The organism is Clostridium nitrophenolicum, from assembly GCF_055391695.1.
Genome location: NZ_AP042469.1, coordinates 2,301,282 through 2,326,108, shown reverse-complemented (window position 1 = coordinate 2,326,108; position 24,827 = coordinate 2,301,282). Strand labels below are relative to the sequence as shown.

25 protein-coding genes and 1 riboswitch are annotated in these 24,827 nt (G+C 31.1%); of the genes, 8 read left to right on the top strand and 17 right to left on the bottom strand.

Annotated elements, in window-relative coordinates; translation table 11 throughout:
- Positions 1-462: 462 nt before the first annotated feature.
- The 11 genes from ACZ5N4_RS10905 to ACZ5N4_RS10855 form a co-directional block, all read right to left on the bottom strand.
- Entirely contained in the window at positions 463-813 is a 351-nt protein-coding gene (locus ACZ5N4_RS10905) for a PqqD family protein (RefSeq protein ID WP_464209834.1), read from the bottom strand.
- A complete protein-coding gene (locus ACZ5N4_RS10900; RefSeq protein WP_464209832.1) occupies positions 800-2,722 on the bottom strand; it encodes an OPT family oligopeptide transporter in 1,923 nt (640 codons plus the stop codon). Before ACZ5N4_RS10900 ends, ACZ5N4_RS10905 begins: the two co-directional genes overlap by 14 nt.
- 577 nt (positions 2,723-3,299) lie before the next feature.
- On the bottom strand, positions 3,300-4,976 hold the full coding sequence (locus ACZ5N4_RS10895) for a formate--tetrahydrofolate ligase (RefSeq protein WP_464209830.1): 1,677 nt from the start codon (positions 4,974-4,976) through the stop codon (positions 3,300-3,302).
- Positions 4,977-5,071: 95 nt separating this feature from the next.
- Positions 5,072-5,156, bottom strand: a riboswitch (ZMP/ZTP riboswitch).
- A gap of 172 nt (positions 5,157-5,328) precedes the next feature.
- Positions 5,329-6,237 (bottom strand): sensor histidine kinase, encoded by a 909-nt coding sequence (locus ACZ5N4_RS10890; protein ID WP_464209828.1) that lies wholly within the window; start codon positions 6,235-6,237, stop codon positions 5,329-5,331.
- Between the two features lie 190 nt (positions 6,238-6,427).
- Entirely contained in the window at positions 6,428-7,180 is a 753-nt protein-coding gene (locus ACZ5N4_RS10885) for an ABC transporter permease (RefSeq protein ID WP_464209826.1), read from the bottom strand.
- Positions 7,173-8,093, bottom strand: a complete 921-nt coding sequence (locus ACZ5N4_RS10880; protein ID WP_464209825.1) for an ATP-binding cassette domain-containing protein — start codon at positions 8,091-8,093, stop codon at positions 7,173-7,175. The genes ACZ5N4_RS10885 and ACZ5N4_RS10880 overlap by 8 nt, the downstream gene beginning before the upstream one ends.
- A 129-nt stretch (positions 8,094-8,222) precedes the next feature.
- Complete coding sequence (locus tag ACZ5N4_RS10875) at positions 8,223-8,924, bottom strand: response regulator transcription factor (protein WP_464209823.1); 702 nt, start codon at positions 8,922-8,924, stop codon at positions 8,223-8,225.
- A gap of 234 nt (positions 8,925-9,158) precedes the next feature.
- Positions 9,159-11,771, bottom strand: a complete 2,613-nt coding sequence (locus tag ACZ5N4_RS10870) for an ABC transporter permease (protein ID WP_464209821.1) — start codon at positions 11,769-11,771, stop codon at positions 9,159-9,161.
- Position 11,772: 1 nt separating this feature from the next.
- Positions 11,773-12,435 (bottom strand): ABC transporter ATP-binding protein, encoded by a 663-nt coding sequence (locus ACZ5N4_RS10865; RefSeq protein ID WP_464209819.1) that lies wholly within the window; start codon positions 12,433-12,435, stop codon positions 11,773-11,775.
- Positions 12,436-12,673: 238 nt separating this feature from the next.
- Complete coding sequence (locus tag ACZ5N4_RS10860; protein WP_464209817.1) at positions 12,674-13,927, bottom strand: sensor histidine kinase; 1,254 nt, start codon at positions 13,925-13,927, stop codon at positions 12,674-12,676.
- Positions 13,924-14,619, bottom strand: a complete 696-nt coding sequence (locus ACZ5N4_RS10855; protein ID WP_464209815.1) for a response regulator transcription factor — start codon at positions 14,617-14,619, stop codon at positions 13,924-13,926. Before ACZ5N4_RS10855 ends, ACZ5N4_RS10860 begins: the two co-directional genes overlap by 4 nt.
- Before the next feature lie 413 nt (positions 14,620-15,032).
- Here ACZ5N4_RS10855 and ACZ5N4_RS10850 point away from each other — a divergent pair, with 413 nt between their 5' ends.
- Entirely contained in the window at positions 15,033-15,338 is a 306-nt protein-coding gene (locus ACZ5N4_RS10850) for a hypothetical protein (RefSeq protein WP_464209813.1), read from the top strand.
- A gap of 109 nt (positions 15,339-15,447) precedes the next feature.
- Here ACZ5N4_RS10850 and ACZ5N4_RS10845 read toward each other — a convergent pair whose 3' ends face one another.
- A complete protein-coding gene (locus ACZ5N4_RS10845) occupies positions 15,448-16,365 on the bottom strand; it encodes a LysR family transcriptional regulator (protein WP_464209811.1) in 918 nt (305 codons plus the stop codon).
- A 142-nt stretch (positions 16,366-16,507) separates the two neighbouring features.
- On the opposite strand from ACZ5N4_RS10845, the gene ACZ5N4_RS10840 reads away from it, so the two are divergent.
- Both ACZ5N4_RS10840 and ACZ5N4_RS10835 read left to right on the top strand, forming a co-directional pair.
- Entirely contained in the window at positions 16,508-17,188 is a 681-nt protein-coding gene (locus ACZ5N4_RS10840) for an HAD family hydrolase (protein ID WP_464209809.1), read from the top strand.
- A 201-nt stretch (positions 17,189-17,389) separates the two neighbouring features.
- Positions 17,390-17,860: a hypothetical protein gene (locus tag ACZ5N4_RS10835; protein ID WP_464209807.1), complete on the top strand. Its 471-nt coding sequence runs from the start codon at positions 17,390-17,392 to the stop codon at positions 17,858-17,860.
- A 101-nt stretch (positions 17,861-17,961) separates the two neighbouring features.
- On the opposite strand, the gene ACZ5N4_RS10830 is transcribed toward ACZ5N4_RS10835, so the two are convergent.
- Positions 17,962-18,306, bottom strand: a complete 345-nt coding sequence (locus tag ACZ5N4_RS10830) for a hypothetical protein (protein WP_464209805.1) — start codon at positions 18,304-18,306, stop codon at positions 17,962-17,964.
- A gap of 140 nt (positions 18,307-18,446) precedes the next feature.
- On the opposite strand from ACZ5N4_RS10830, the gene ACZ5N4_RS10825 reads away from it, so the two are divergent.
- From ACZ5N4_RS10825 to ACZ5N4_RS10815, 3 genes are all read left to right on the top strand, one after another.
- Complete coding sequence (locus ACZ5N4_RS10825) at positions 18,447-19,169, top strand: PHP domain-containing protein (protein ID WP_464209803.1); 723 nt, start codon at positions 18,447-18,449, stop codon at positions 19,167-19,169.
- A 348-nt stretch (positions 19,170-19,517) separates the two neighbouring features.
- A complete protein-coding gene (locus tag ACZ5N4_RS10820; protein WP_464209801.1) occupies positions 19,518-19,724 on the top strand; it encodes a hypothetical protein in 207 nt (68 codons plus the stop codon).
- A gap of 15 nt (positions 19,725-19,739) precedes the next feature.
- Entirely contained in the window at positions 19,740-20,033 is a 294-nt protein-coding gene (locus ACZ5N4_RS10815; RefSeq protein ID WP_464209799.1) for a spore coat protein, read from the top strand.
- A 301-nt stretch (positions 20,034-20,334) separates the two neighbouring features.
- Here the strand turns inward: ACZ5N4_RS10815 and ACZ5N4_RS10810 are convergent, their stop codons facing one another.
- The 3 genes from ACZ5N4_RS10810 to ACZ5N4_RS10800 all read right to left on the bottom strand — a co-directional run bounded on the left by ACZ5N4_RS10810 (position 20,335) and on the right by ACZ5N4_RS10800 (position 23,234).
- The gene (locus ACZ5N4_RS10810; RefSeq protein WP_464210903.1) at positions 20,335-20,586 is read right to left on the bottom strand and encodes an MBL fold metallo-hydrolase; all 252 of its coding nucleotides are present in this window, start codon (positions 20,584-20,586) and stop codon (positions 20,335-20,337) included.
- Positions 20,587-20,709: 123 nt separating this feature from the next.
- Positions 20,710-21,924, bottom strand: coding sequence for an LL-diaminopimelate aminotransferase (locus ACZ5N4_RS10805; RefSeq protein WP_464209797.1), 1,215 nt, complete (start codon positions 21,922-21,924; stop codon positions 20,710-20,712).
- Between the two features lie 323 nt (positions 21,925-22,247).
- Complete coding sequence (locus ACZ5N4_RS10800; RefSeq protein WP_464209795.1) at positions 22,248-23,234, bottom strand: tail fiber domain-containing protein; 987 nt, start codon at positions 23,232-23,234, stop codon at positions 22,248-22,250.
- Positions 23,235-23,482: 248 nt separating this feature from the next.
- Here ACZ5N4_RS10800 and ACZ5N4_RS10795 point away from each other — a divergent pair, with 248 nt between their 5' ends.
- Positions 23,483-23,800, top strand: coding sequence for a hypothetical protein (locus tag ACZ5N4_RS10795; RefSeq protein WP_464209793.1), 318 nt, complete (start codon positions 23,483-23,485; stop codon positions 23,798-23,800).
- 399 nt (positions 23,801-24,199) lie between these two features.
- The gene (locus tag ACZ5N4_RS10790; RefSeq protein WP_464209791.1) at positions 24,200-24,343 is read left to right on the top strand and encodes a thioredoxin domain-containing protein; all 144 of its coding nucleotides are present in this window, start codon (positions 24,200-24,202) and stop codon (positions 24,341-24,343) included.
- Between the two features lie 113 nt (positions 24,344-24,456).
- Here the strand turns inward: ACZ5N4_RS10790 and ACZ5N4_RS10785 are convergent, their stop codons facing one another.
- The gene (locus ACZ5N4_RS10785; RefSeq protein ID WP_464209789.1) at positions 24,457-24,819 is read right to left on the bottom strand and encodes a VOC family protein; all 363 of its coding nucleotides are present in this window, start codon (positions 24,817-24,819) and stop codon (positions 24,457-24,459) included.
- Positions 24,820-24,827 lie beyond the last annotated feature (8 nt).

Sequence of the window (24,827 nt, the reverse complement as noted above, 5' to 3'; positions counted from 1 at the left end):
GGGTTAAATTATAAATATAATATTAAATTGTGTTTACTATAACAATAATGATAAAATATGTTTAGATTCTATATGAAATTTTAGTTTTCAGAACAAGCATACAAGTTAAAAGCTGTAAATAATCCCTTTTAATAAAAGACAATGTATAATCAGATATATAATCATTAAAAAGGGCTTATCGCCATCTTGAATTTTTAAATATCAGAAAATTCATTATAATCATTATTTGCTAAAATTATTAATAATTTGTGAATTTTTTTAATTTCTAATTTATTGCAAACTCCAACTTACTTATTGTATTTAATATTTTAAAATTGGCTCTATCATTTCTTTATATTGATTCGAAGGTCTTTACACCAAGATATAAACAACAAGAGCCCATAAACCTTATCAATTTAAGGCTTATAGTCTTTTTTGACAATAAATAAAGATGGCAGCTGCAATGCAGTGCCATCTTTTGTATTAAAAATTTGTTTTTTCTATATAGTGACAATTAACGTCGATATGATTTAAGAATAACAACAATCTTTCATAAAGTGGGTGAGCTTTATCACCGTACTTTGCTTCTAGATCTTCTCCAATATCTTTTACTGTTTTCCTGCCATCTATTTGTAAAAATACATAACTTCCGTATTCATCTAGAGAAGTTTTTTTATATTCTGGAATTCTGAATTTAAGTTTTCTAAAGAACTTTTGGACCTTATGATCTTGTTTTTCAAGTATAGTCACAATATTGTCTTTATCTACTTCATATTCTAAATTGTCGGAGATTTTAAATATTATATTTAAAACATCTTCGTTATTGTTTAGCATTTTTTACCTTACTGTTCATTATAGGTATTATAGTAGCTACTATTAAACCTACTAATATTATAACTGCCATTCCATTAGAAGCAGTGAATCCACTTGGGCCAGCTCCTTTTATAACACCTGATACTTGAAGTATTATACCTACAAGTCCTAATATAGAACCACCGGCAACAAGTCCAGAAGATAAACTTATACCATTAGAAACTTTAACTTCTTTTTCTGTTTCAGATTTACAAGTTTTTTCTATAAATAGACGAACTAATGCGCCTATTAATATTATAGAAGTTGTAGATATTGGTAAGTAGAATCCTATAGCAATTGTCATTACAGGAAGGTTTAATAAGAATAAAACAACTCCCATAACAGCACCAACAATTATCATAACCCAAGGTAATTTACCTGACATTATACCAGCAGTTAATGTTGACATTAAGTTAGCTTGAGGTAGTGCAAATGGAACGTTATCACCAGTCATCGCAAGTTGGCTAGAAAGTACTAATATAGTACCAATAACTACTGTAACACCAACTACACCAGCTATAGCAAAGTATTTTTGCATTTCATTTTTGTCGCCACCTATTATGAAAGTAACTTTTTGTGATTGACAGTAGCCACCAGCTATAGATATAGCAGTAACTATAAATGTACCAAATAAAAGTAAAGATTTATTGTTTTGAGGATTTTTCCATCCCATTACAACGAATAATAATGTTACAATAACTATAGAAGCTATAGTCATACCAGATACAGGAAGGTTTGAAGTTCCTATAGTACCAGTTAAACGACCAGCAACTATAACAAATAGTAATGATAAGAATAATGATAAAATAGCAGCAACTATTGCCATTACTATATTACCACCAGATACCACGAAACCTCCTATGAAACCTATTACTATACCACCAAGTAATATTATGTTTCCAACAGATGAACTGCCAGCACCATTTGAAGACTTAGCATTAAGAGTTTCTTTTATAGAAGATATTATAGTAGGTATAAGCTTTATAGCACCTATTAAACCACCAGAAAGCATCATACCAGCGCCTATATATTTTACATAACTACCAGCTATATGTTTAACTTGCATTGCGTTTATAGCAACATTAGGATTATTCCATACAGTTGCGCCGTCTTTTCCAAGAGCAGCAAAATAACCTATTAAAGGCATAATACCGAAGTTAGATAATATAGAACCAGCAAACATAGTTAAAGAAACATCTAAACCAACTATGAATCCTATACCTAATAATAGAGGGTTAACTTCAACTTCAAATTTCCACTTGTAGAAAGTTTCGTTTACATAGCTTATAACGTTGTTAGCTACATTTAAAAATGAACTAGTTATAACAGTTATAATACCACCTATTCCGAAACCGATTCCCATGTACTTCATTGAGTCTCCAGCACCTTCTGAAGCAACAAGTGTTTCAGATATAGCCATTGACTCAGGATACATCAATTTACCGTGCTCTTCAACCATTAAGTAATTGTGAACAAGAGAAGCTATTCCTATACCGAATAAAACTCCACCTACACCAACAACAAAACCTTCTAAGAAACTAACTTTAGCACCTATTAGAAGAATTGCTGGTAAAACGAATATTATACCACTAGCAACTGATTCTCCACCACTTGCCATACCTTGAACTAAGTTTTTGCCAAGGATACCTTTTTGTTTAGCAAATGCAGCTATAAAAGCTGAACCTATTATAGAACCAGGTATACCAGCCGCAACTGTAAGCCCTGATTTCATACCTGAATAGGCAGTTGATGCTGCGAATAAAACAGCTAAAATAATACCGATTATTAATACGGCAACGTTTCCACCAGATTTAGAACCACTAGAAACGTAAGGAACATAGTCTTTACCAGCTACGCCACCATATGCATCTTTAGATAATTTATTATCCATAAGACGTACCTCCTTGTTATATATTATGATTACGGTTACACTATAATTTTTATAGTACAACTTGATTATAACATAATTCTCGTCAAAATGACATTTTTTTAATTTTACAAATAAAAGATTTCATTCATTGAATAAGTTGCAATAGTGAGCCAATTTCAATAGTTCCACTAGTCTGAATTATATAATTAACCTTTAATGTGTATTAAATAATTTGTAAAAATAACAATAAATAGAGCAATTTATAAGGATAATAATAAAATATAGTTAAATTTTATATTAAATTTTAACCTCCAAATTAAATATACATATTAACAAACTGTTAATAGCTCTTTTTAATTAAAAATTTCGTATATAATCCTAAAAAAATAGTATCAATAATTGAATTTTTCAATGTTAATAATTTCACTATACTAATTATGCCTTAAAAAAGATAGTATGAATTTGTAAAATCTAATTTTTTATCTATAAAAAAACTGGCTTAATATCATAATACTAAGCCAGTTTTATTTTAAAACATTTTTATTCCAATTAGTAATTGAATCTCTTTTCTATTAAATGCCCCATTATTAAAAATTCTTTAGAATAATCCACTTATTATTCCGTTTTCATTAACATCTATTTTTTCAGCTGCTGGAACTTTAGGAAGTCCTGGCATTTTCATTATTGCTCCAGTTACTGCAACAACAAAACCTGCACCTGCTGAAATTGTTACTTGTCTTACAGTTATATTAAATCCTGTAGGTCTTCCAAGTTTAGTTTGGTCATCAGTTAAGGAGTACTGAGTTTTTGCCATACATACTGGAGTTTTTCCAAATCCATTCTTCTCTAATTCATCAATTTCTTTGTTAGCTTGATCTGTAAATATTACACCATCAGCTCCATATATCTTTTGAGATATAGCTCTTATTTTATCTCTTATTGGAAGTTCAACATCATAAGAGAATTGGAATTCATTTTCGCCTGCTTCTATTAATCTAACTACTTCTTTAGCTACTTCAACTCCACCTTCTCCGCCTTTTGCCCAAACTTCTGAAAGTTTAACATTAACTCCTAATTCCTTACACTTTGTTTCAACTAGTTTCAACTCTGCTTCTGTATCAGTTGGGAATGCATTTATTGCTACTACTGCTGGCAATTTATATACTTTAGTTATATTTTCAACGTGTTTTAATAAGTTTGGAAGTCCTTTTTCAAGAGCTTCTAAGTTTTCATTATTTAATTCAGCCTTTGGTACTCCTCCATTGTATTTTAGCGCTCTTACTGTAGCAACTATTACAACAGCATCTGGTTTTAATCCAGCCATTCTACATTTAATGTCTAGGAACTTTTCAGCTCCAAGGTCAGCACCGAATCCTGCTTCTGTAACTACATAATCAGCAAAATGAGTAGCCATTCTTGTAGCCATTATTGAGTTACATCCATGAGCTATATTTGCAAATGGTCCACCATGTACAAATGCTGGTGTTCCTTCAAGTGTTTGAACTAAATTTGGTTTTAAAGCATCTTTAAGTAATGCAGCCATAGCACCGTGAGCATTTATTTGTCCAGCTGTTACTGGAGCTCCACTTCTTGTATAACCTACAACTATTCTAGCTAATCTTTCTTTTAAATCATTTATGTCAGTTGCTAAACAGAATATAGCCATTATTTCTGAAGCAACAGTAATGTCAAATCCATCTTCTCTTGGCATTCCATTTGCTTTTCCACCCATACCATCAACAACAAATCTTAATTGTCTGTCGTTCATGTCAACGCATCTTCTCCAAACAATTCTTCTTGGGTCGATATCTAAAGCGTTTCCTTGATATATATGGTTGTCTATCATTGCAGCTAAAAGGTTGTTTGCTGCACCTATTGCATGGAAATCACCTGTAAAGTGAAGGTTTATATCTTCCATTGGAACAACTTGAGCGTATCCGCCGCCTGCTGCTCCTCCTTTTACTCCAAATACAGGTCCTAGTGAAGGTTCTCTTAATGCAACTATTGTATTTTTACCTATTTTTGATAAAGCATCTGCTACACCTATTGATGTAGTAGTTTTTCCTTCACCTGCTGGTGTTGGATTGATTGCTGTACATAATATTAACTTACCATTTTTTCCTGGTGTTTTCTTCAAAAGATTGTAATCTACTTTTGCTTTATATTTTCCATAAAGCTCTATGTCGTCCTCGGAAACACCTATTTTTGAAGCAATTTCCCTAATGTCTTGTGGTTTACACTCCTGCGCTATTTCGATATCTGATTTAAAACCCATTTCAAAATACCTCCATCTCTAATTTTTCTTTTATTTTTTATTCCTATTTTAATTAAAGATGTCCAGGAGTTAACAAAAAAACGTAAAACCCCCTGGACATTTGCCCAGGCGGTCGACATTCTACTTTACAAGTCACACTCCCTGTGGTAAACTCCACTTCCGCCAGTTATGTGACTCTTTTGTTTAAAAATTTTTTAAACATGCATGTAATTGTGAATTTTTCAATTATATTTTATATATTAAAGGATAATGTAAATTATGTCAATCTATAAATATAAAGACAAAATCAAATCCAATCTTTCTTAAAAAATGAACAGCAGTCTTTAATCAAATATAAATATATAAAATAATATTATTCTATGTATTTCCATTCGCATATTATAGAGAGCCTATTTTGTTCACACCTTGAGGTTATGAGTCCATCCATCTTTTCCATTAAACTTCTTACAATAGAAAGACCAAGTCCTGCTCCTTGTCCTTTTCTCACCTTATCTGCCATATAAAATCTATCAAACATATGTAATACATCTTTTTCATCAATGCTTGTGCATATATTGGAGATTTTTAAAATAACTTTATCATTGGATTCTTCTAAATTTATTTCTATGTCTTTTTCTGCATATTTTAATGTATTAGAAATTAAATTATCTATTATTCTCTCTAAACTGTCCATATCACTCATTATAAAAATTGGTTTATCCAAAATATTTATCTTTGGTTCAAGTCCTTTGCTTTGAAAAGCTTCATAAAATGATAAGATTTCATCACGTACTACATTAGTTAAATTTACTTTTGTCATATCTAGTTCATAATCTTCACTTTCTATTGAAGCTAACTCAAAAAAATCATTTACAAGTACATTTAATTTATTAGTTTTATTTTTAAGTATATCCAGTGCTTCTTTTTTATCTATTTCATCATTTTGAAGTAACTTTAAATATCCTATTATTGAAGTTAATGGGGTTCTTAAATCATGAGACATATTAGCTATTCCTTGTTTTAATGTATTTTCAAATATTATCTTTTCTTGTTCATTTCTTTTATAGAGTTCTAAGTACTCATTAATCCGCAAAGCAAGCTCTTCTATATCTTTATCTACTATTTGAGTACTAATCTTTTTGTTTGTTTTTCTCTCTTTAAAGGCTCTAATCTGATTAGTAATATCTCGTATTTGTCGCTTATATGAAAATAATTTAATCCACATTGCCATTAAAAATATAATCATAAAAATCACCATTAAAATAATAGCTAATAAGTACATCTCAATTCTCCTAATTTATATAATAAATTTTTTATCCGATGACTACCCGTTCTAATACTCCCATTGCACTCTGCGAAAGCGATTCGCACCAAATCATCACACCTGTGTAAGAGACTATCTCAAAATCGAAGATTTTGGATATCTGCTTAACATTTGGTCTCTCTGAAGCCAAGAGCTCTGTTTATCTTAATTACTTAATATCCTCATGTTTTACATATAATAGGCTTACTCCAATTGTTATTATAAAAGTTATCACTGATGAAATTATTCCAATTATGATATCTGACTTTGGTGCAAATCTAGCTATTGCTCCTTCACCAATGACAAAAGGACATGCGTATGTAGCTATAATTGAAATATATGATGTAAAAGATAATGCTGAAAAGGGTAATATAAATAAAATTGGTGAAACAACTGTACACAAATTACTCTTTGTTATTATGGCAATCATAGCAACTATAGATATTGTTGCTACATTATACATTATTCCAATAACAACTACTCTAATTAGGTATAATATAGTGCTATAATTTAAAGCTTCACAAAATCCGTAGCTGATTGAAGCATATATAACTAAAATTGTTGTATAAATTAATTCTAGAAATAAAGAAGATATTATAAAAACTATTAACTTGCTTAATATAAATTTACTTCTCTCATATCCATAAGTAAAAGTTTTACTCATATTATTTTTTAAATCTTTAGCGATAAATTCTCCTGCAAATAACGCAAATATATAACTTGTAAATAAAATGCATTCAAATGCATATTTTATTGAATACATCCCATTTACAAGTTCAGGATGTGCTCCCCTTAATCTCTGCACATTTGAATCGAAACCATTCATCAAAAAAAATGAAGCCACTAATGCCAAAAAAATCATTCCAATAAAATATTTACTTTTTCTTAATTTATAAAATTCCCCTCTAATTAAATTACTCATTATCTTGTCCTCCAACTAGCTTAGTAAAATAATCTTCAAGAGATTCACCCATTTTCATTATTTCTTTAACTCCTATGTTATGTTTAGCTAGAGCCAGAGTAATCTTTTCCTCGTCAAATTCATCATATATTCTTATAATGTTATCTGAAAAAACTTCATAATCTTCTATTCTAAGCTCATTTTCTAGAATAAGTGAAACATCTGAAGAATCACTTGTTTTCAAGTGAATATGGGTTCTACATTTACTAGAAAGTTCACTTACATTTATTTCTTCAACCAATTTCCCATCATTTATAAAGCCATATCTATTTGAAATATGAGTAAGCTCAGATAATATATGACTTGATATTAAAACAGTAGTTCCTCTTTCTTTATTTAATTTAAGTAAAAGTTCTCTTATTTCTTTTATTCCAATTGGATCTAGCCCATTTATAGGTTCATCTAAAATTAAAACTTCTGGATCACTTAATAAAGCTATAGCAATTCCTAATCGTTGTTTCATTCCTAATGAGAAATTCTTGATTTTCTTTTTCTCTACATCCTTAAGTCCTACTAGATTTAGAGCTTCATCAATACACTTAGTTCCTGGAATTCCTCTTTGAATTCTGACAAGTTCAAGATTTTCTTTCGCGGTCATATTAAGATATAGAGCTGGTGCTTCTATTAATGCACCAATTCTTTCTCTTCCCTTTATAACTTCTTTATCTTCACTATGTCCAAATAGTTCAACTTGTCCCTCATTATGTATAACAAGTCCTGTAAGTACCCTAAGCATAGTTGTTTTACCAGCGCCATTTTTTCCTATAAACCCATATATATCACCTTTTCTAATATTAATGGATAGGTTGTCTAACACCTTATGCTTTCTATATATTTTTGTAATATTACTAGCTCTAATTGCATATTCATTCATTTTAGTCCTTACCTCCTCTTATAAATCATGCTTTTATAATAAACAATCTTTTATAAGAAAACCTTGCTAAAACCTTTCAAAAGTATTAAATCTTTTTAATAAATATTTTTTATATTAAATTTCAATTAGCTATTTCCTTAATCTATACCCCATTGCCCAAACTGTTTCTATGTAATCTTCACCATTACTATTAGCTCTAGATAACTTATTTCTTAATCTACTTACATGTACATTTACAGTGTTATCATCACCTAAAAATTCTTCACCCCATATACTTTCAAAAATGTTAGATTTACTGTACACCTTATTAGGATTATTTAACAATAACTCTAACACTGCAAATTCTCTTGCAGTTAACACAACTATGGTTTGTCCAACTTTTACTTCCTTACTTTCTGTATTTAGCGTAATATCTTTATAACTCAAAATGTTATTTTTCTTTTTCTCATCTGTAGAAAATTCTAAATATCTTCTCAAATTAGAATTAACTCTTGCAACCACTTCGTCTGGATCAAAAGGCTTACAAATAAAATCATCAGCTCCTTTTTCTAATAATTCCAGCTTAGTTTTTTTAGATGTTTTTGCGCTCACAATAATGATTGGAGCTTTTGTGATTTCTCTTATTTTTAATATAGCTTCTTCTCCACTAAGCCCTGGAATCATCAAATCCAGTAAAATCATATCCCACTTTTCATTTTCTACACACATTAAAGCTTCTGTTCCTGAAAAAGCCGCTCTAGATCTATATCCCTTATTTTCAAAAATACTACAAAGTAATTTATTAATATCATTGTCATCTTCAACTACTAAAATCCTAACTTTTCTATCCATAATTTATTCCCTTCTAATCTATATAAAGTTATTTTTTATCTTGTAATTTTTATATGTACATTTTACCATAACTCATTTCTACTTTCTTGATAAAATCCAACTATCCTAAGCACCGTTTCTGACATTGAATGAAATTTAAATTGTATAAAAATAAACTACCAACCTAAGCTGGCAGTTTAATGGTTACGCACGTACCTATATTCTTTTACTTATTACCTCTATAAACCCGCTAAACTATTCTGCATTATTTATTCCTTCCACGATTGCCATCTTGTTAACTCTTTTTAATGGAAAATAACTAGCTAGCATGGTTATACCAACAGTTCCAACAGAAGATGCAAACACAGCACCCCAAGGCATGCTCCATTGAATTTCTACAGCACTACAAAACATTTTATATAACATATAGGAACCTACTACACCCAATATATTTCCTATTACAATAGCTACTATGGAATAAAAAACACATTCTAGTCTTACTAGTTTATTAACTTCCTGCTTTGCCATTCCAATTGCTTTTAAAATAGAAAGTTCTCTTGTCCTTAGCATAATATTTGTACTAATAGTATTAAAAATATTAACACAGCTAATGGCTGCAATTACTGCAAAAAAGCCATATACAAATATACTTATTACTAAGCTATATTGTGCATTTTCTTTCATTTCTGCTTCACGATCCCTTAGAAGAAAATTAGGATACTTTTTTATCATGCTGGTCAAAAATTTTCGTACGGAAGAAGAATCTCTATTATCCTTTATTTTTATTACTAAATAGTCTGGGTTTCTATCTTTGTTTGTTAATTCCCTATATATATTTTCTGTAGTATATACATTAATTCCACCATCGGCAGTAAACTTTTGTCCCCAAATTCCCTGCTTTAATATTCCTTGAACTGTATACTCCTTATATTCATCCAGAGAGTTTGATTTTTTACCATCACTACTTACAGGTACCTTTAACCGTATTTTATCCCCAACTTTTATATTTAGATTGTCCATTATAATACGTTTGTTAGTTTTAGGATTATAGCTAAATCCTGTGTTAACAATGATAACTCCCTTTTCATTATTCATTTTATTGTAATTTATTTCACCGCTAAGCAAGTACTTATTAAGAGTTGATAAGTTTTCGTCTGATAACCCTACTATTTGACTTCTGTCAAAATTAATATATTTATCGTATACTTTTTTGCTATTAAACCATTCAGTTTTGAATTCTTTTAACCTAGGGCTAACTAGATTGTCATAAACTAATACTTCATCTCCTATTGAGTCACCTTGTTTAGTATCAAAATATCTATAATACATTTTATATACTTTATCAACTTCACTAAAACTACTTATAGTTTTAAAATCTTCCTCCGTAAGTTTTACATCACCCCTATTATCCTTATGTGATATCTGAAAATGATAAAATTCGTTATCACTATCATCTATTCCAGTTTTGTAAGTTAGGTCAATAATACTACTAAATACAATTAATAGCACAATACTTATAACCATAGAAAATACAGTTATAGAGAATCTTTTTCTATTCCTTCCTAAGTTCTTTCTTGCGATCCATCCTTTGGCACCAAGCAGTTTCTTTACTAATTTTCCTGAAGCTATGCCTTTAAACTTCTCTTTTCCCAAATTTCCTGTATTTCTTATTGCATCAAGTGGTGATGTCTTCCCTGCCTTTCTTGCTGGTCCAAAAGCTGCTATGTATATAGAAATTAAACTTAGAATAACGCTAATAAATATAATATAGGGTGATATGCTTAATTTAAGTTGTCCATAAGGTAGATTAGGCACAATAATAGCAAGGGCATTTAATAAAACTTTTATAGCAAAAGTTCCTACTAAGATTCCTATTGGAATTCCTATAGTACCTAAAATAGTTGCTTCTTTAAATACTAATTTTCTGATTTGTTTTTCAGTTGCTCCTATACATCTAAGCAATCCAAATTGCGAAATACGCTCAAGAAGTGCAATATTAAAGATATTATATATGACAGCACTCATAGCGAAAACTACAAGCAAGCCTAAAAATATGCACCCAGACATTAATGCAATATTATATCCATTGTTATCACTTTGTAGCAAAAATCTTAAAACTTTTTCATTATAAGAAACCTTAATACTATTTCCGCTGCTATCTCCTAAATCAGCTAGAAGCTTTCTAGTTGCTTCACGAACATTGCCACTATTTTTAAAGCTTATGTAAGTTGTATACTTTGCATTACCTAAGCCTAAGTTAGCATCATAAAAAGTAACTCCTTCCATCCTCCTTGAAAAGTTTAAATTAGAATCTAAAAATCCTACCACAGTATAGGTCTTTGATTTACTATCATTATTAGGTGACATGTCCATAGAAATCTTATCACCCAAATTAATTTTTCCCTTTAGATAAGGTAAAGTTTCATTACCTATAATAATTTCATCACTGGACTTTGGCAATCTTCCTTCTGCAAGGAGGATTGGCCACATTTCTAAGGCTTTTTTATCATAGGCGCAAATTTTATATCCATTAGGATCAAATTCTTTTGCATCAGTTAATATGCTTTTTTCGCCATCTACAAGATTTTTGCCACCTGTACCTAACTCCACCACTGTACCTGATTCTAAAACAGAAACATTATTTTTAACTTTTTCAGAATTTGTTTTAGAATTACTGGAAATAGATACTTGATACGCACCTTCATTTTTCATAATTTCTTTATACTGTTTATCCCAGAAGCTTAAACCTAAGGTTCCCACAGCTACAATTAAAGCAGTAGAAAGAACGATACCTATAATAGTCAATAAAGTTCTTTTCCCTTGAATTTTTAAATATTTGGGTGTTATTTGCAAATAATTCTTAATCATATTATTTCACCACACCATCTTCAATATTAATAATTCTATCTGCTTTCGATGCAATTGTAGGATCATGAGTAATCATAATTAAGGTTTGGTGATATTTTTTAGCAGATAATTTTAATAAACTTAATACTTCTTCTCCGTTCTTCTTGTCCAAATTTCCTGTTGGTTCATCAGCTAAAATAATAGCTGGCTTGGTTATTAATGCTCTACCAATAGCAACTCTTTGTTGCTGACCACCAGAAAGCTCTGAAGGCAAATGGTTTCTTCGATCATAAAGACCTAAGCTTTTCATTAATTCTTCCAATTGTTTAGCATCAACACTTTTGTTATCTAAAATAAGTGGTAAACTAATATTTTCTTCCACCGTTAAAACAGGCACTAAATTATACTGCTGAAAAATGAATCCTATAGATCTTCTCCTAAAAATAGCTAGCCTCTTTTCATCTAATTTCGTAATATCTTTATCTTTAATTATTACGCTGCCAGAAGATGGAGTATCCACACCGCCTAATATATGCATTAATGTACTTTTCCCTGACCCGCTAGGTCCAATAATCGCTACAAATTCTCCTTCCTGAACACTCATATTAATATCTTTTAATGCATCAACTTGAGTATTACCCTTTCCATAAGTTTTATTTAACTGAATCACTTTTACGATATCCATGCTGCTCCCCCTTATCACCTGTTAGAGTTCCACTTATTCATGTCCTAGAAATGCTTAAACTTGAAGTTTTAGGGCATTACATAAGTTAAAATTTTACCTAGAAACTCTGTATCTGTAATATTAGTATAAAATTCCTATCTTAATTTTTAGTGAATTTTATCTTATAATTTATTCATTAAGGTTCCTAGTTATCAAGTTTACTTATATAATAGGATATTTTTACAAGACCCAGATATATTTAAATATTTTGGTTTATAAAAACAATGCTGAAACAGCTTCCTTTTCCCTTCTCACTTTGAACAGTAATTGTACTATCTTGTCCCTCTATTATTCTTTTGGATAAAGAAAGCCCTATTCCCACACTATCATCTTTATATTTACTTTTGCATTTATGAAACCTTTCAAATATTTTAGTAATTTCCTCTTGCTCGATTCCCTCTCCATTATCTGAAACCTTAATAATAGTAACTAACTTCATTTGTTCAATGCTTATAATTACCTTTCCTCTCTCAGGGGTATGTTCTATACTATTTTTTATAATATTTAACACTGCCTCACCAGTCCAGTTAGGATCTCCGTAAAAGCAGCTGTTTGGCACATTTTCATCAATGCTTATGGATATGTTTTTATCTTCTCGCAAATATTCTATAGATGAAATAGCTTTTTCTACCATAGTTACTGCTGGGACTTTAGATTTGTTAAATACAATAATTCCAGCATCCAGCATGGCTAGTTTCAATAGATTCTTAACTAACCATTCTATTCGTTCCAGTTGTTTTTTACTTCTTTCAATAAAATATGTACGTGTCTCTTCTGGCATATCGGTTTCGGCAGCCATAATATCATTTGCAGCTATTAAGGTTGCTATTGGAGTTTTAAGCTGATGGGAAATATCCTCTATAATATTTTTTAAAAATACCTTTTCTTTTTTCAAACTATCAATATTTAACTTAAGGCAGTTAGCCATTTTATTAAATTCGTTTCCTAGTATGTCAAAGAGCTCTTCTCCATCCTCTTTTAAATTATAAGAAAAATCACCATCAATAACCTTTTGTATTGTATAGGTTGTTTTTTCTACTTTAGAATAAACCTTAGAAAATCCCAAAAACATTATAGTAAGTATACTAATTGCTAAGGCTATAAAAGTAATTGTAAGTTCTAAAACCACTTTAGCATAAACGCTGTTTATTGGATCTTGAAATTTAAAGGACATATCTTCTCTATAACCATATTGACTTAAAATTTCCCTTCCTTTCTTCGTCTGATCCTCTGTTGTTGGCTCCTTTATAACATCTATAATACCTTTTTCTAATTGAGGATACTTTTCAACCAGCTTTCCAGTAATCTCAATATTTTGTTTAGCAACATTAGCACTTATACTACCTAAAGTAAGATTCAACACAATTAAAAATATTCCTAAAGCAAAAACTAAGGTAATAATTAAACTTATAAAGGTAACCTTAAGCTCACTATTGATAAAGTATCTCTTCATAGTTTTACCACATCCTTATCCCACTTATATCCCACTCCCCTAATGGTAGTAATATAATCAAGATTTTCACTAATTTCATTTAACTTTAGCCTTAGCTTCTTTATATAAACAGACAGTGTATTATCTTCTACAAAGTTACCTTCTAAGTCCCAAATTTTCTCTAGCAGCAGTGCTCTAGTTAGCACTTGATGTGGAGCGCTTAAAAATGTAAGTAATAGCTTATATTCTGTAGTTGTTAACACAATTTCTTTATCCTTTATTAAGACTTTATATTGAGCAGTAAATACCTTAATATCTCCACTTGATATTATTTCTTCCTTATTAACAGCTTGTCTATTTCTTCTCAAAACAGAATTAATTCTTGAAACTAACTCCTTTACTCTATAAGGCTTTGAAATATAATCATCACCTCCAATGTCTAGTCCCATTACTACATTTACCTCATCATCGCAGCAGGTCAAAAAAATAATGGGCATATCACTTTTTGCTCTCACCTTTTTACAAAATTCATATCCTAATCCATCAGGTAAAATTACATCTAATATTATGAGATCATAAGCTTCTCTCTCAAACAATTCTTCTGCTTCCTTTAAGCAATCTACAGTATCTACACTAAAATTTTCTTTTTTTAATGCATAAGTGGTTACATAAGATAAATCTTTATCATCTTCTACTAATAATAACTTTGCCATACTTTATAAACCTTCCTTATGAGTTTTAAGTTCTCTAGATTAATTTTCTTAATCAGCATACCTATGTACATTATCTCTTCTGTTATTAAGAGGAAACATCATACATTTTCCTATTGTTTCACAACTCACATCTACACTAAAATTATACCAACAAATTCCTGTACATTCATCTTCATATACAATTATAGTTTATAATTTGAAATATTTATTCAATAAAGGCCATGTTTAAGATAAATGTAAACATCTGTTGATCCAATTATATACTTCTCTTTTCGATACACAGTTAAAGGATTTTAAAACAAGAAAAGTAATATTTATATAGTTTGACAAATGTTTGATGTTTGAATTTATATACAGTATAATTAAATAAGAGGACAATGGTAATTTGAGGTAAAACAAGAGGGGGATTTGTTGTGCTAAACATTCTATTTTATTTAGTAGTTTTTCTTATTTTTGTATGGGTTGTTTTTGATAGATTAAGAGAAGATAAAAAATGGATTTCAATAATGGTAGAGAGAGGAAATAACTGTTATAAACTAAACGAAAAATACGCTTATTTAAAAACCAATAGTATAAGATGTAGAATAAAAATTGTCGGTGAAATGGTGACAGACCGATCAGTCGCAAGAGGTATGGTTAATGTAAGAGATATGCAAACTGTAAGTTTAGATGTGTATTATAAAGACATGAGAAAAGCAGAACAATTATTAAATAAATAGCTTACAAGCGACTTAATTAATAATAGTAATATAACAAATTCTTTTTATAATCTATCTTAAGGGGAGTATATCAGCCCAATTATAGGGCATGCTTATTATATGAATTTGCTTACTCCAGCTTTTCAATTTTTGTACCTTCCAATAATAGTTCAGCAAATTTATCAGCTGCATAAGATAATGGGACGCCCTTCAACTTTGCTATTCCTACTGCACGATTATTAATTGGTGGAATTAATCGCTTTAAAAAAAGCGATCTGTTATCAATTTCATCCTTTACAAATTCCTCGATTGCAAATGCGACCCCTAAATTTATTTTTGCAAATTTTATCAATAAATCAGTACTGTCAAATTCAATTAATGGATTTATATTTACTCCATATTGTTTTGCATAATCATCTAATAATCGCCTTACATGACTCGAAGGTTTTAGCATTAATAAAGAATAACCTGCAATATCATTTATATTAAAATCCAACCTGGAGAGTTTCTTAAATTTTGTTCCATAAACCAAACAATCATGTACAGGTATACGCTTCAATATCTCAATATATTCATCTTCATCAAAAGGTAAATTTATAAATCCTAAATCAATACTTCCGCTCTTTAATAAGTCAATAGTTTCTCTGGTTGTCCTATTTATAACTTTTATAGATATTTTACTATATAGTTCATTGTACTTTTCTAAGTAAGGCAGCAACAATCCACTAATGATCGAATCGCTTGCGCATATACTTATTTCTCCTGCTTCTAAATGAGCCATTTCATTGTATTTTCGTTCTGCTACATCTATAAGCTCAATTGCTTGTGTTAAATAAGAATAAAGCACCTTACCTTCATTGGTGAGTTTAATACCCTTGGGCAAACGTATAAACAAACTGCACCCAAGCTTTTCTTCTAGTAGTTTTATAGACATGCTAACAGATGGCTGAGTAACAAATAACTCTTCCGCTGCTTTTGTAATACTACCACATTTAACTACCGCACAAAAAATTTTATATGATTCTAGTGAAACATTATATCTACTCATTAAACAATCCCTCAATTTACACATAAGTGAAATTTATGACCAACATAAATTATATCAATTTTATTTATATGATTCAATATATTAAAATGGTAAAGAAAGTTAATTCCATAAATAATCAACTAATTAAGGAGGTAAAAATGAAATGGCGGCAAAAGAATATGAACATAAGATAAACTATGAATATATTTTATTCGACCTTGATGGTACTCTTACGGACCCTGCAATCGGTATAACTAACTCGATTATGTATGCGCTAGAGAAATACGGCATTAAAGTTTCTGATAGAAGTAAGTTATATAAATTTATTGGACCTCCGCTTTGGGAATCCTTTGAAAAGTATTATAGTTTTTCAAAAGAAGAAGCAAAAAAAGCCGTTGAATATTATCGTGAATATTACAAGGACAAAGGCATTTACGAAAATCTTGTCTATGAAGGCTTTGAAGATTTACTGAAGCTGTTAAACACAAGTGGTAGGACTCTTATTGTTGCAACCTCAAAACCAGAGGTTTTTGCAAAACAAATCTTAGAGTATTTTAATATTGCAAAATACTTTACCTTTATTGCAGGCGGGAACCTTGATGGTACAAGAGTAAAAAAAGATGAAGTCATATCCTATGCACTTGAAAGCTGCAATATCTTAGACAAATCAAAGGTTATTATGATTGGTGATAGAGAGCATGATATTATAGGCGCTAAAAAGAATGGCATTCACTCAATGGGAGTTTTATTTGGATATGGTGACAGAGAAGAACTAGAAAATGCAGGTGCAGATTATATAGCTAAGGCAGTTTCTGATATTGGCAGAATTCTGATTGCAAAATAAGCATGATTCACAGAAATTAACTATATAATGATGTTATTATTAATTACAAATTTAATAATAACATCATTATATAGTTTTTTGTTTTGAACCTAAATGAGTATATTTCAAATGCCTATTTTCGGAATTTCGATAAATTTTTATTGATAAACAATAAACGCTGTATTATAATAGTATAAGATACAATAAAAGGAGATGGTTTTAATGAAAAATGAAAAGATTAAATCTTTATTGATATCATTTTTGTGGCTCTCATTAATTATAATGGTCGGGGCTTTTATAGGAGGTAGTTTTCTTTTTATATTTGATGCAATTAATGGGAAGGTTACGTTAAGTATTTTATTTAAAAAGATATTTGTAGCAATTGTACTTTTAGGATATGCAGTTTTAATGTATATTTTACTAGGTATAGCAAACAGTTTCAAAGAAAGTGCTTTTGTTAGAGCCAATGTAAAACGATTTAATTATATCGGATATATTTTTTTCATAGAAGCACTTGTTCAAGCGATTTATAGTTCAATAGTTACACCTGGCCATGGTCTATTTGAACTATTTGGAATTAACGTAACAATAGAGCTAGTATCACTGGCGATTATTTCATTAACGTTTTTTTTCATAGCAGATGTATTTGATAAAGCAATAAAAATAAAAGAAGTTAATGATTTGACTATATAGAACATATTATTCTTACTCTTTGCAGCTCCATAGGCATATTCATTCTTCACTATCTAAAAACAAGTAATATAAAACAAAAATGTGGTGAACCTCACCACATTTTACTGAACTTTTTCGCTTCCTATTTGTTTTATTAATTCCAAAATCTTATTTTCATCTAGCTTTGTATACTTTTTAATTTTTTCTATAGGTTCTCCATCTTTGATCATCTCTGTTGCTGTTTCTATTTTTCCTTTTTCTATTCCTCTTTCCTCAACCTTATGATCGTAAAAACTCTTTACCATTTCTTTAACCACCTCGTCAAAATCTGTATACTTTCTGTATGTACTTAAAAAATATGAATTAATGTTTTCTATTGCAGATGTCATTTCATCATAATCTTCTAAATTTATCTTATTACTATTATACGATAAATCTATAGCTTTTAAAGTATCTTCTATAACCATTTTTAATTCATTACTTACAGCACATATTATGATTTGTTAACTTGTTTTTAAAAGTAAGCAATTAACTGACTTAAATACAAATTATAATATATAATAGAAATAGTATTAATTTTAATTACACCCTGAAAGGAGTAATATATATGAAATGTCTTCTTGATATGCACACTCATACTATAACTAGTGGGCATGCCTATTCAACTTTATTAGAAAATGCAAAATGTGCCAGCGAAAAGGGGCTTCAACTTTTAGGTACTACGGATCATGGATCTTCCATGCCTGGAGCTCCTCATGAATGGTATTTTGGGAATTTCAAGGTACTTCCAAAAGAACTTTTTGGTGTTACTATGCTTTATGGCTGCGAAGCCAACATTATAGATTATGAAGGAAACTTAGATTTGCCAATAGTTCTTCAAGAACAAATGGATATATTAATAGCAAGTATCCACGAACCAGTAATGGAAGCAAATGAAAATGCTGATTTAAATACTTCTGCCTTTTTAAAAGTTATGGATAACCCTAATGTACACATTATAGGCCATTCAGGCAACCCTAAATTTCCAATTCATGCAGAAGAATTAGTAAAAAAGGCAAAAGAAAAAAATATACTTGTTGAAATAAATAATAGTTCCTTTGTAAGCTCAAGAATTGGAAGTGAAAAAAATTGTACTAAAATAGCTCGTCTATGCAAAGAATATGGAGTAAGGATAATATTAAATAGTGATTCACATTTTTGCCTCAATATAGGTAATTTTGATGCTGCCTTAAGCATGCTGAAGCAGATAGATATGCCTGAAGAGTTAATTATAAATAGAAGCAAAGAAGAGTTTCTTGATTTTCTAAAAGCCAAAGGGAAAAATTTTTAATGTCAATTTGAATTTTTAGTATACTTTAATTTGAAGGGGCTGTTGCAAAATGAAATTTTGCAACAGCTCTTTTATATTCCGCAAAAAAAGCGAATGAAGGAAGGCCGTTTTGACTTTCCTTCATTCGCTTTTTAAGAAAATTACGTCATAAGAAACCGTAAAACTTAGCTTTGAACAATATAGTTTCACAGAAAATAATAAGTACTATTTTTATTATTCTAGTTATGTCATATTTCTTTTATCTTATTATTATTCTTGAATATAATGTGAGTTATATGTTTAATATAATACAAATTGCATATACTAATGCAGGAGTCAATACATAAAGCATAGAATGGAGGTTTGAAAATGAGAAAACTTGCTGAAGGAGAATTACTTTCATTAACAGGATTATTAAAGTTTGAGAGCGATGGCTTAGCAGTTTCAAAGGCAGTGCAGGCACTTATAACAGATGATGAATTAAAAAAGCAAGCAGAATCTAGTATACTGGCAGCTGAAGGTAGAATTAAAGGTCTACAGCAATTTATCAATGAGAATGGCGCAACAAGAGCATAAAGGAGGTAAAATGCTATGTCAACTATTTTAAGCAATATAGTTCAAAACACTACTGATATAAATGATGAGGTTATAGCTGGAAATATGCTTGCCGCTGCTAAAAGCGCAGCAGATGCCTATTTAAATGCAACAATGACAAGCACAACCCCAGAATTAAGAGCACTTTATTCATCTAGTCTTAATCAGGTAGTTGGTGGTCATTCAGCACTTACTGAGTTAAGCATAAATAGAGGTTGGAATAAACCATATGATCCACCTACTCAACAACTCTCAGATGTTGTAAATAAGGCTGGAACAACAGTTCAGTAGATTAAAAAATAAAGAGTCATTTTGACTCTTTATTTTTTAAATCATTTAAATCATATCTACATTGAAATATAGAAGTAAAGATATATAAACATATTATTAACAAATAAAATATACTATTATTGAAGTCTTTTAATTTAGCAATTTCCATTTTGTCGTATTTTCTTACAAGTGTGTACTAAATTATAGTATCTCCGTATGCTAATCATAACATTGATTTCAATATAATATAATACAATAAGTTAGTATCATATTATTATTTATAGCTTTATTATTAGAATGTTGTAAATGAATCCAACTCTAATTACATCATACTTAATATTTTTCCTATCACTTCTTTTTTTAGAATTGTATTATGCCCTGATATACAAGTATCAAAATCCATTTGCTCATATTTTTTCATAGTATTAATATAAACATCCTTCTCACAATAAATACTTGGGATAATATCCTCCATACTGTCACCAACATTATCTCCAAGTAAAAGCACATCATCTTCTTCGTCTAAAATACTTATTGAATCTAATGTATGTCCAGGTGTATGAAATAATTTAATTTTGTGTCTGAATGACGGGTATGAGTATGAAGAAAGGGGTGTTTCAAAGCTAATTACTTAATTTTGAAACATTCCCCTTTTATATAACTGCCATTCATAATTGTATATCCTAATTTTATCTTCCTACAGTTTCTTAATTCTCTCAATGGATTCTACTGTATTTTCATAAGTACCGAATGCTGTAAGTCGAAAATAGCCTTCTCCCTGAGGGCCAAATCCAACTCCTGGCGTACCTACAACATTTGCATTTTCCAATAAATAATCGAAAAACTCCCATGAGGTCATATCATTCGGTGTCTTCAACCAGATATATGGTGCATTTACACCACCAAATACATGATAACCTGCTGACCTTAATCCTTCGAGGATTACTTTTGCATTATTCATATAGTAATCAATTTGCTTTTTTATCTGCTCTCTTCCAGTCTCAGAGTAAACAGCTTCCCCTGCTCTTTGAACTATATAAGGCGCTCCATTATATTTTGTTGTATGACGTCTAGCCCAAAGTGCATTCAAGGAAACATTAGAACATTTCAAATCCTTTGGGACAACTGTATATCCAAGTCTTACTCCTGTAAATCCAGCGTTCTTTGAAAAACTCTTCAGCTCAATGGCACAAGTTTTTGCACCTTTACATTCATAAATTGTATGTGGTACATTATCCTCTGAAATATAGGCCTCATATGCTGCATCATATATAATAACTGCTCCTACTCTATTAGCATAATCAACCCAAACTTGAAGCTGATCTTTTGTAATTGTTGTCCCTGTTGGATTGTTAGGAAAACATAGATAAATAATATCTGGCGTTTCCTTTGGAAGCTCTGGTACAAAATTATTATCTGGAGTACATGGCATATAGATAACATCACTCCATCTTTGAGTAGTCTCATCATATGTTCCTGTTCTTCCAGCCATTACATTTGTGTCTAAATATACTGGGTATATAGGATCACAAACAGCAATTTTATTATCTATACTAAATATTTCTTGAATATTACCTGCATCACATTTTGCGCCATCACTTACGAATATTTCATCCATTGAAATATCAACATCACGAGATGCGTAATCACCTTTTACAATTGCATTTCGCAAAAATTCGTAGCCTAAACTTGGTGCATATCCTTTGAAAGTATCTGCATTTTTCATTTCATCAACTGCACAATGTAACGTATTGACGATAGTTGGCGCTAATGGTTGAGTTACATCACCAATTCCCAAAAGGATAATCTTCTTATCAGGATGCTTCTCCATAAAGGCAGCTACTTTCTTTTCTATGAATGAAAATAAATATCTTCCTGGCAGCTTCAAATAATTATCATTAATTTTGTACATATGATAGCCTCCTTATCGCATTTTTTCTGCCTATTTCATTTGTTGCGCTATAAGATATTTTACTCAGTTAGGCTATATTATGTTACTCTCATCCCATGACCATAAAGCCATTTACGAGTCTATCATTTAAAAAAATATAAAATAAAAAAGAATTAGATACTGTTTATCAATACCTAATTCAAAAAAATATTGAATAATAAAGAAAGATGTATGCTTCTATATTTTCATTGGTGGCTGTGAAGTAAATGAAATTTACAGTTAAACTTGATGGCCATGGTGTCAGAGCCCCTAGAGTTTTATATCTCAGGGACTCAAAAGTGGGTTTAGCCCTTGGCCTCAAGGGCGGAAAGGCGCGCCTCGAGGTTAGCTAAACTTGCATGTAACTGAGCGTTTTCAGCCTTGAGTTTTTCGTTTAAGCCTTGAATAGCAGCTAAGGCTACACCCTGCAAATCTATGCTTGAGATGTGTATATCATCATCTCCATTTAGTCCGAAGGTGGCCTGGAAATCCTGAGCAGTCGGGCCAATGTGACGCACACTGGACGAGTCCTCTGTGTAGTTCCAAGACTGGATTGGCATGCTTGATAAGTTGTCAAGAATCTCGATCGTGTTGACGCTTGAGAAATTCTCCTTAGAGTTCTTATCGCTGGCGAGCGTAACTCCGCGTACCTGGACATCACCGTTATTAAGAACCCGGAAAACCTCGGCGTTCCTGTTATCTCTACCGATAATGATGTTTCCAGTACCCCACTGGTTGACGATCAAAGCTGTGGTGTTCGTGCCGCGGGCTGTGGCGATAAGGGCGGTGCCTGTAAAGCTCTCAGCCTCGACCCCAGTGCCACCATTACTCAGTCCCCAGACCCCTTTGCCGTTAATGCTTAAACCTCGAACGCCGTGACCATTGCGGGCTTGGGAAATGCCTACCACACCTGCTTTTTCAAAGAACTCTGCATTTGTGATACCTACCACTGCGTCTCCCTTGGCACTGCGACCGAATACGCCGTTTCCAGTATCGTCGCTTTCACCAAGTACACCTGTGCCACCAGACAAGTTTTTTCCATAAACACCAACTCCTCCACTACCCCGGGATTCGCAAAATCCTGCAACACCGTGCCAAATTTTCCCATAACCTTGAACACCAACTCCACCAGCCGTGCTTTCGCTAAATCCTGCAACTCCGAACCCATTTTTTCCATCACCTCGAACACCAACTGCTTCACCTTTAGCAAGTACACCAACAGAACCTGAGCCTGAAGCTGTTCCAGTTATAGCAACACAATTATCGCCTGTACAACTCTCGTTTATAGCCATATACTTTAATCCTCCTTAAGCGATATTTTTATATAGCAAAATTTGAAAAAGTAATATATTTATAAATATTACTAGAATTATATATTAAGAACTAAGAATCTTTAGCTTGTGCGAATACCAACTAATCGTAGAAGTCTTTTTGTTCAGAATAATAACAGTACAAATCATCTATGGACAAATATTATGGACAATTAGTATAATTAGTTGTGTAAATTAACTACAATGTATTTATATAGGAGGAATTATAAATGATTGATGAAAAAATAATAGAAGCTTTTCACATGATGTGGGATAGCTTTCCAGCCCCTGTTCGTTTGATTCATAAAAACAAAACAGTATTAGCTGTGAATGAAACTGCCCATAACATGGGAATGAAAACAGAAGTGCCATGTTTTGCAATTGGAGCTCCTGAAGCTCATAAAGGCTGCAAGGCAAATGAAGCTATTTCTACGAACACTGCACAAATACTAAATGTAGGTTCTGAAAAAATTAAATATTGGCTTCCTGTAAAAGGTTGTCCTGACGTTTATGTTCATTATACAATCACTATTGACTCTGCTAAGTAAGTGTGGAAACTATCTAAAGTATAATTAGGACATACTACATAGTCAATTAAAAACTTTGTACATAAACATTTTAAGACTCAACTTGCAGCAACCAACTGCTTGTTGGGCCTTTTCACTGAAGTGTGAAGAATAGATGTATGGAGAGAACTTGGAAATTTAGAATGTAATACTACCTGAATCTACTTATAGGTACGTTAGAATATTTTGTTACCAGGAAACAAACAATAAACTGTAATTTTTATCTTAAAGTACATTAAATAAAAAATTAGGTGGTGATTAGAAGTGAAAACCATAATGATGCTTATCACTAGTTGGTGACCTCACTGCAAAACTGCAGCTTCTTGGATAGAAGAAATAAAGAGGGAAAATCCAAAATACGCAGACATTGAGGTTAAAATAGTGGATGAAGAGGCTGAACCGTCGGTAGCTAAGCAATATGATTATTATTATGTTCCTACCTACTTTGTTAATGGAGTTAAAATCCATGAGGGAGCTACCTCTAAAAGTCAACTTATAGACGCATTTGAAGCAGCCAGCAAATAAAAATATTATTTAATCATGTCCTATAAGATTTTATTTTCCATTAACGGTCATGAGGGCAGATTAGCAAGCTCACTTCGCTAATCCCCTCTGTGCCTAGTGAAGTGAGCTTGCTATTAAATATTCTCTACGAACTGAATTTTTAATCCATTTGGATCTAATACATAGAAAAACTTGACATGTGGGTTTGGCTGAAATGGTCCACTATGGATATCTATACCCTTTTCTTTAATAAAAGCCATCATTTCATCTACTGAATTCACTTCAAATCCAAGTGAAATATCCTGTCCAAAGTTTACTTCTTTTATAGCTTCATTGCATATAAGTTCAACCTTTGTCTCTCCATCCCCTAAGAATGCAATTTCTACTCCTGGCCCTGCATTGTATCTTCTATCCACCTCAAGTCTTATTATCTCCTTGTAAAACTTTAAAGACTCCTCCATATTTTTAACCATTAATGTACTCCAGCAAAATTTCATAATTTAGT

What these genes read in the sequence shown, in the direction of transcription:
- ACZ5N4_RS10905 (WP_464209834.1), bottom strand. Translation starts at nt 813, where the DNA reads ATGCTAAACAATAACGAAGATGTTTTAAATATAATATTTAAAATCTCC.
- ACZ5N4_RS10900 (WP_464209832.1), bottom strand. Translation starts at nt 2,722, where the DNA reads ATGGATAATAAATTATCTAAAGATGCATATGGTGGCGTAGCTGGTAAA.
- ACZ5N4_RS10895 (WP_464209830.1), bottom strand. Translation starts at nt 4,976, where the DNA reads ATGGGTTTTAAATCAGATATCGAAATAGCGCAGGAGTGTAAACCACAA.
- ACZ5N4_RS10890 (WP_464209828.1), bottom strand. Translation starts at nt 6,237, where the DNA reads ATGTACTTATTAGCTATTATTTTAATGGTGATTTTTATGATTATATTT.
- ACZ5N4_RS10885 (WP_464209826.1), bottom strand. Translation starts at nt 7,180, where the DNA reads ATGAGTAATTTAATTAGAGGGGAATTTTATAAATTAAGAAAAAGTAAA.
- ACZ5N4_RS10880 (WP_464209825.1), bottom strand. Translation starts at nt 8,093, where the DNA reads ATGAATGAATATGCAATTAGAGCTAGTAATATTACAAAAATATATAGA.
- ACZ5N4_RS10875 (WP_464209823.1), bottom strand. Translation starts at nt 8,924, where the DNA reads ATGGATAGAAAAGTTAGGATTTTAGTAGTTGAAGATGACAATGATATT.
- ACZ5N4_RS10870 (WP_464209821.1), bottom strand. Translation starts at nt 11,771, where the DNA reads ATGATTAAGAATTATTTGCAAATAACACCCAAATATTTAAAAATTCAA.
- ACZ5N4_RS10865 (WP_464209819.1), bottom strand. Translation starts at nt 12,435, where the DNA reads ATGGATATCGTAAAAGTGATTCAGTTAAATAAAACTTATGGAAAGGGT.
- ACZ5N4_RS10860 (WP_464209817.1), bottom strand. Translation starts at nt 13,927, where the DNA reads ATGAAGAGATACTTTATCAATAGTGAGCTTAAGGTTACCTTTATAAGT.
- ACZ5N4_RS10855 (WP_464209815.1), bottom strand. Translation starts at nt 14,619, where the DNA reads ATGGCAAAGTTATTATTAGTAGAAGATGATAAAGATTTATCTTATGTA.
- ACZ5N4_RS10845 (WP_464209811.1), bottom strand. Translation starts at nt 16,365, where the DNA reads ATGAGTAGATATAATGTTTCACTAGAATCATATAAAATTTTTTGTGCG.
- ACZ5N4_RS10840 (WP_464209809.1), top strand. Translation starts at nt 16,508, where the DNA reads ATGGCGGCAAAAGAATATGAACATAAGATAAACTATGAATATATTTTA.
- ACZ5N4_RS10835 (WP_464209807.1), top strand. Translation starts at nt 17,390, where the DNA reads ATGAAAAATGAAAAGATTAAATCTTTATTGATATCATTTTTGTGGCTC.
- ACZ5N4_RS10830 (WP_464209805.1), bottom strand. Translation starts at nt 18,306, where the DNA reads ATGGTTATAGAAGATACTTTAAAAGCTATAGATTTATCGTATAATAGT.
- ACZ5N4_RS10825 (WP_464209803.1), top strand. Translation starts at nt 18,447, where the DNA reads ATGAAATGTCTTCTTGATATGCACACTCATACTATAACTAGTGGGCAT.
- ACZ5N4_RS10820 (WP_464209801.1), top strand. Translation starts at nt 19,518, where the DNA reads ATGAGAAAACTTGCTGAAGGAGAATTACTTTCATTAACAGGATTATTA.
- ACZ5N4_RS10815 (WP_464209799.1), top strand. Translation starts at nt 19,740, where the DNA reads ATGTCAACTATTTTAAGCAATATAGTTCAAAACACTACTGATATAAAT.
- ACZ5N4_RS10805 (WP_464209797.1), bottom strand. Translation starts at nt 21,924, where the DNA reads ATGTACAAAATTAATGATAATTATTTGAAGCTGCCAGGAAGATATTTA.
- ACZ5N4_RS10800 (WP_464209795.1), bottom strand. Translation starts at nt 23,234, where the DNA reads ATGGCTATAAACGAGAGTTGTACAGGCGATAATTGTGTTGCTATAACT.
- ACZ5N4_RS10795 (WP_464209793.1), top strand. Translation starts at nt 23,483, where the DNA reads ATGATTGATGAAAAAATAATAGAAGCTTTTCACATGATGTGGGATAGC.
- ACZ5N4_RS10785 (WP_464209789.1), bottom strand. Translation starts at nt 24,819, where the DNA reads ATGAAATTTTGCTGGAGTACATTAATGGTTAAAAATATGGAGGAGTCT.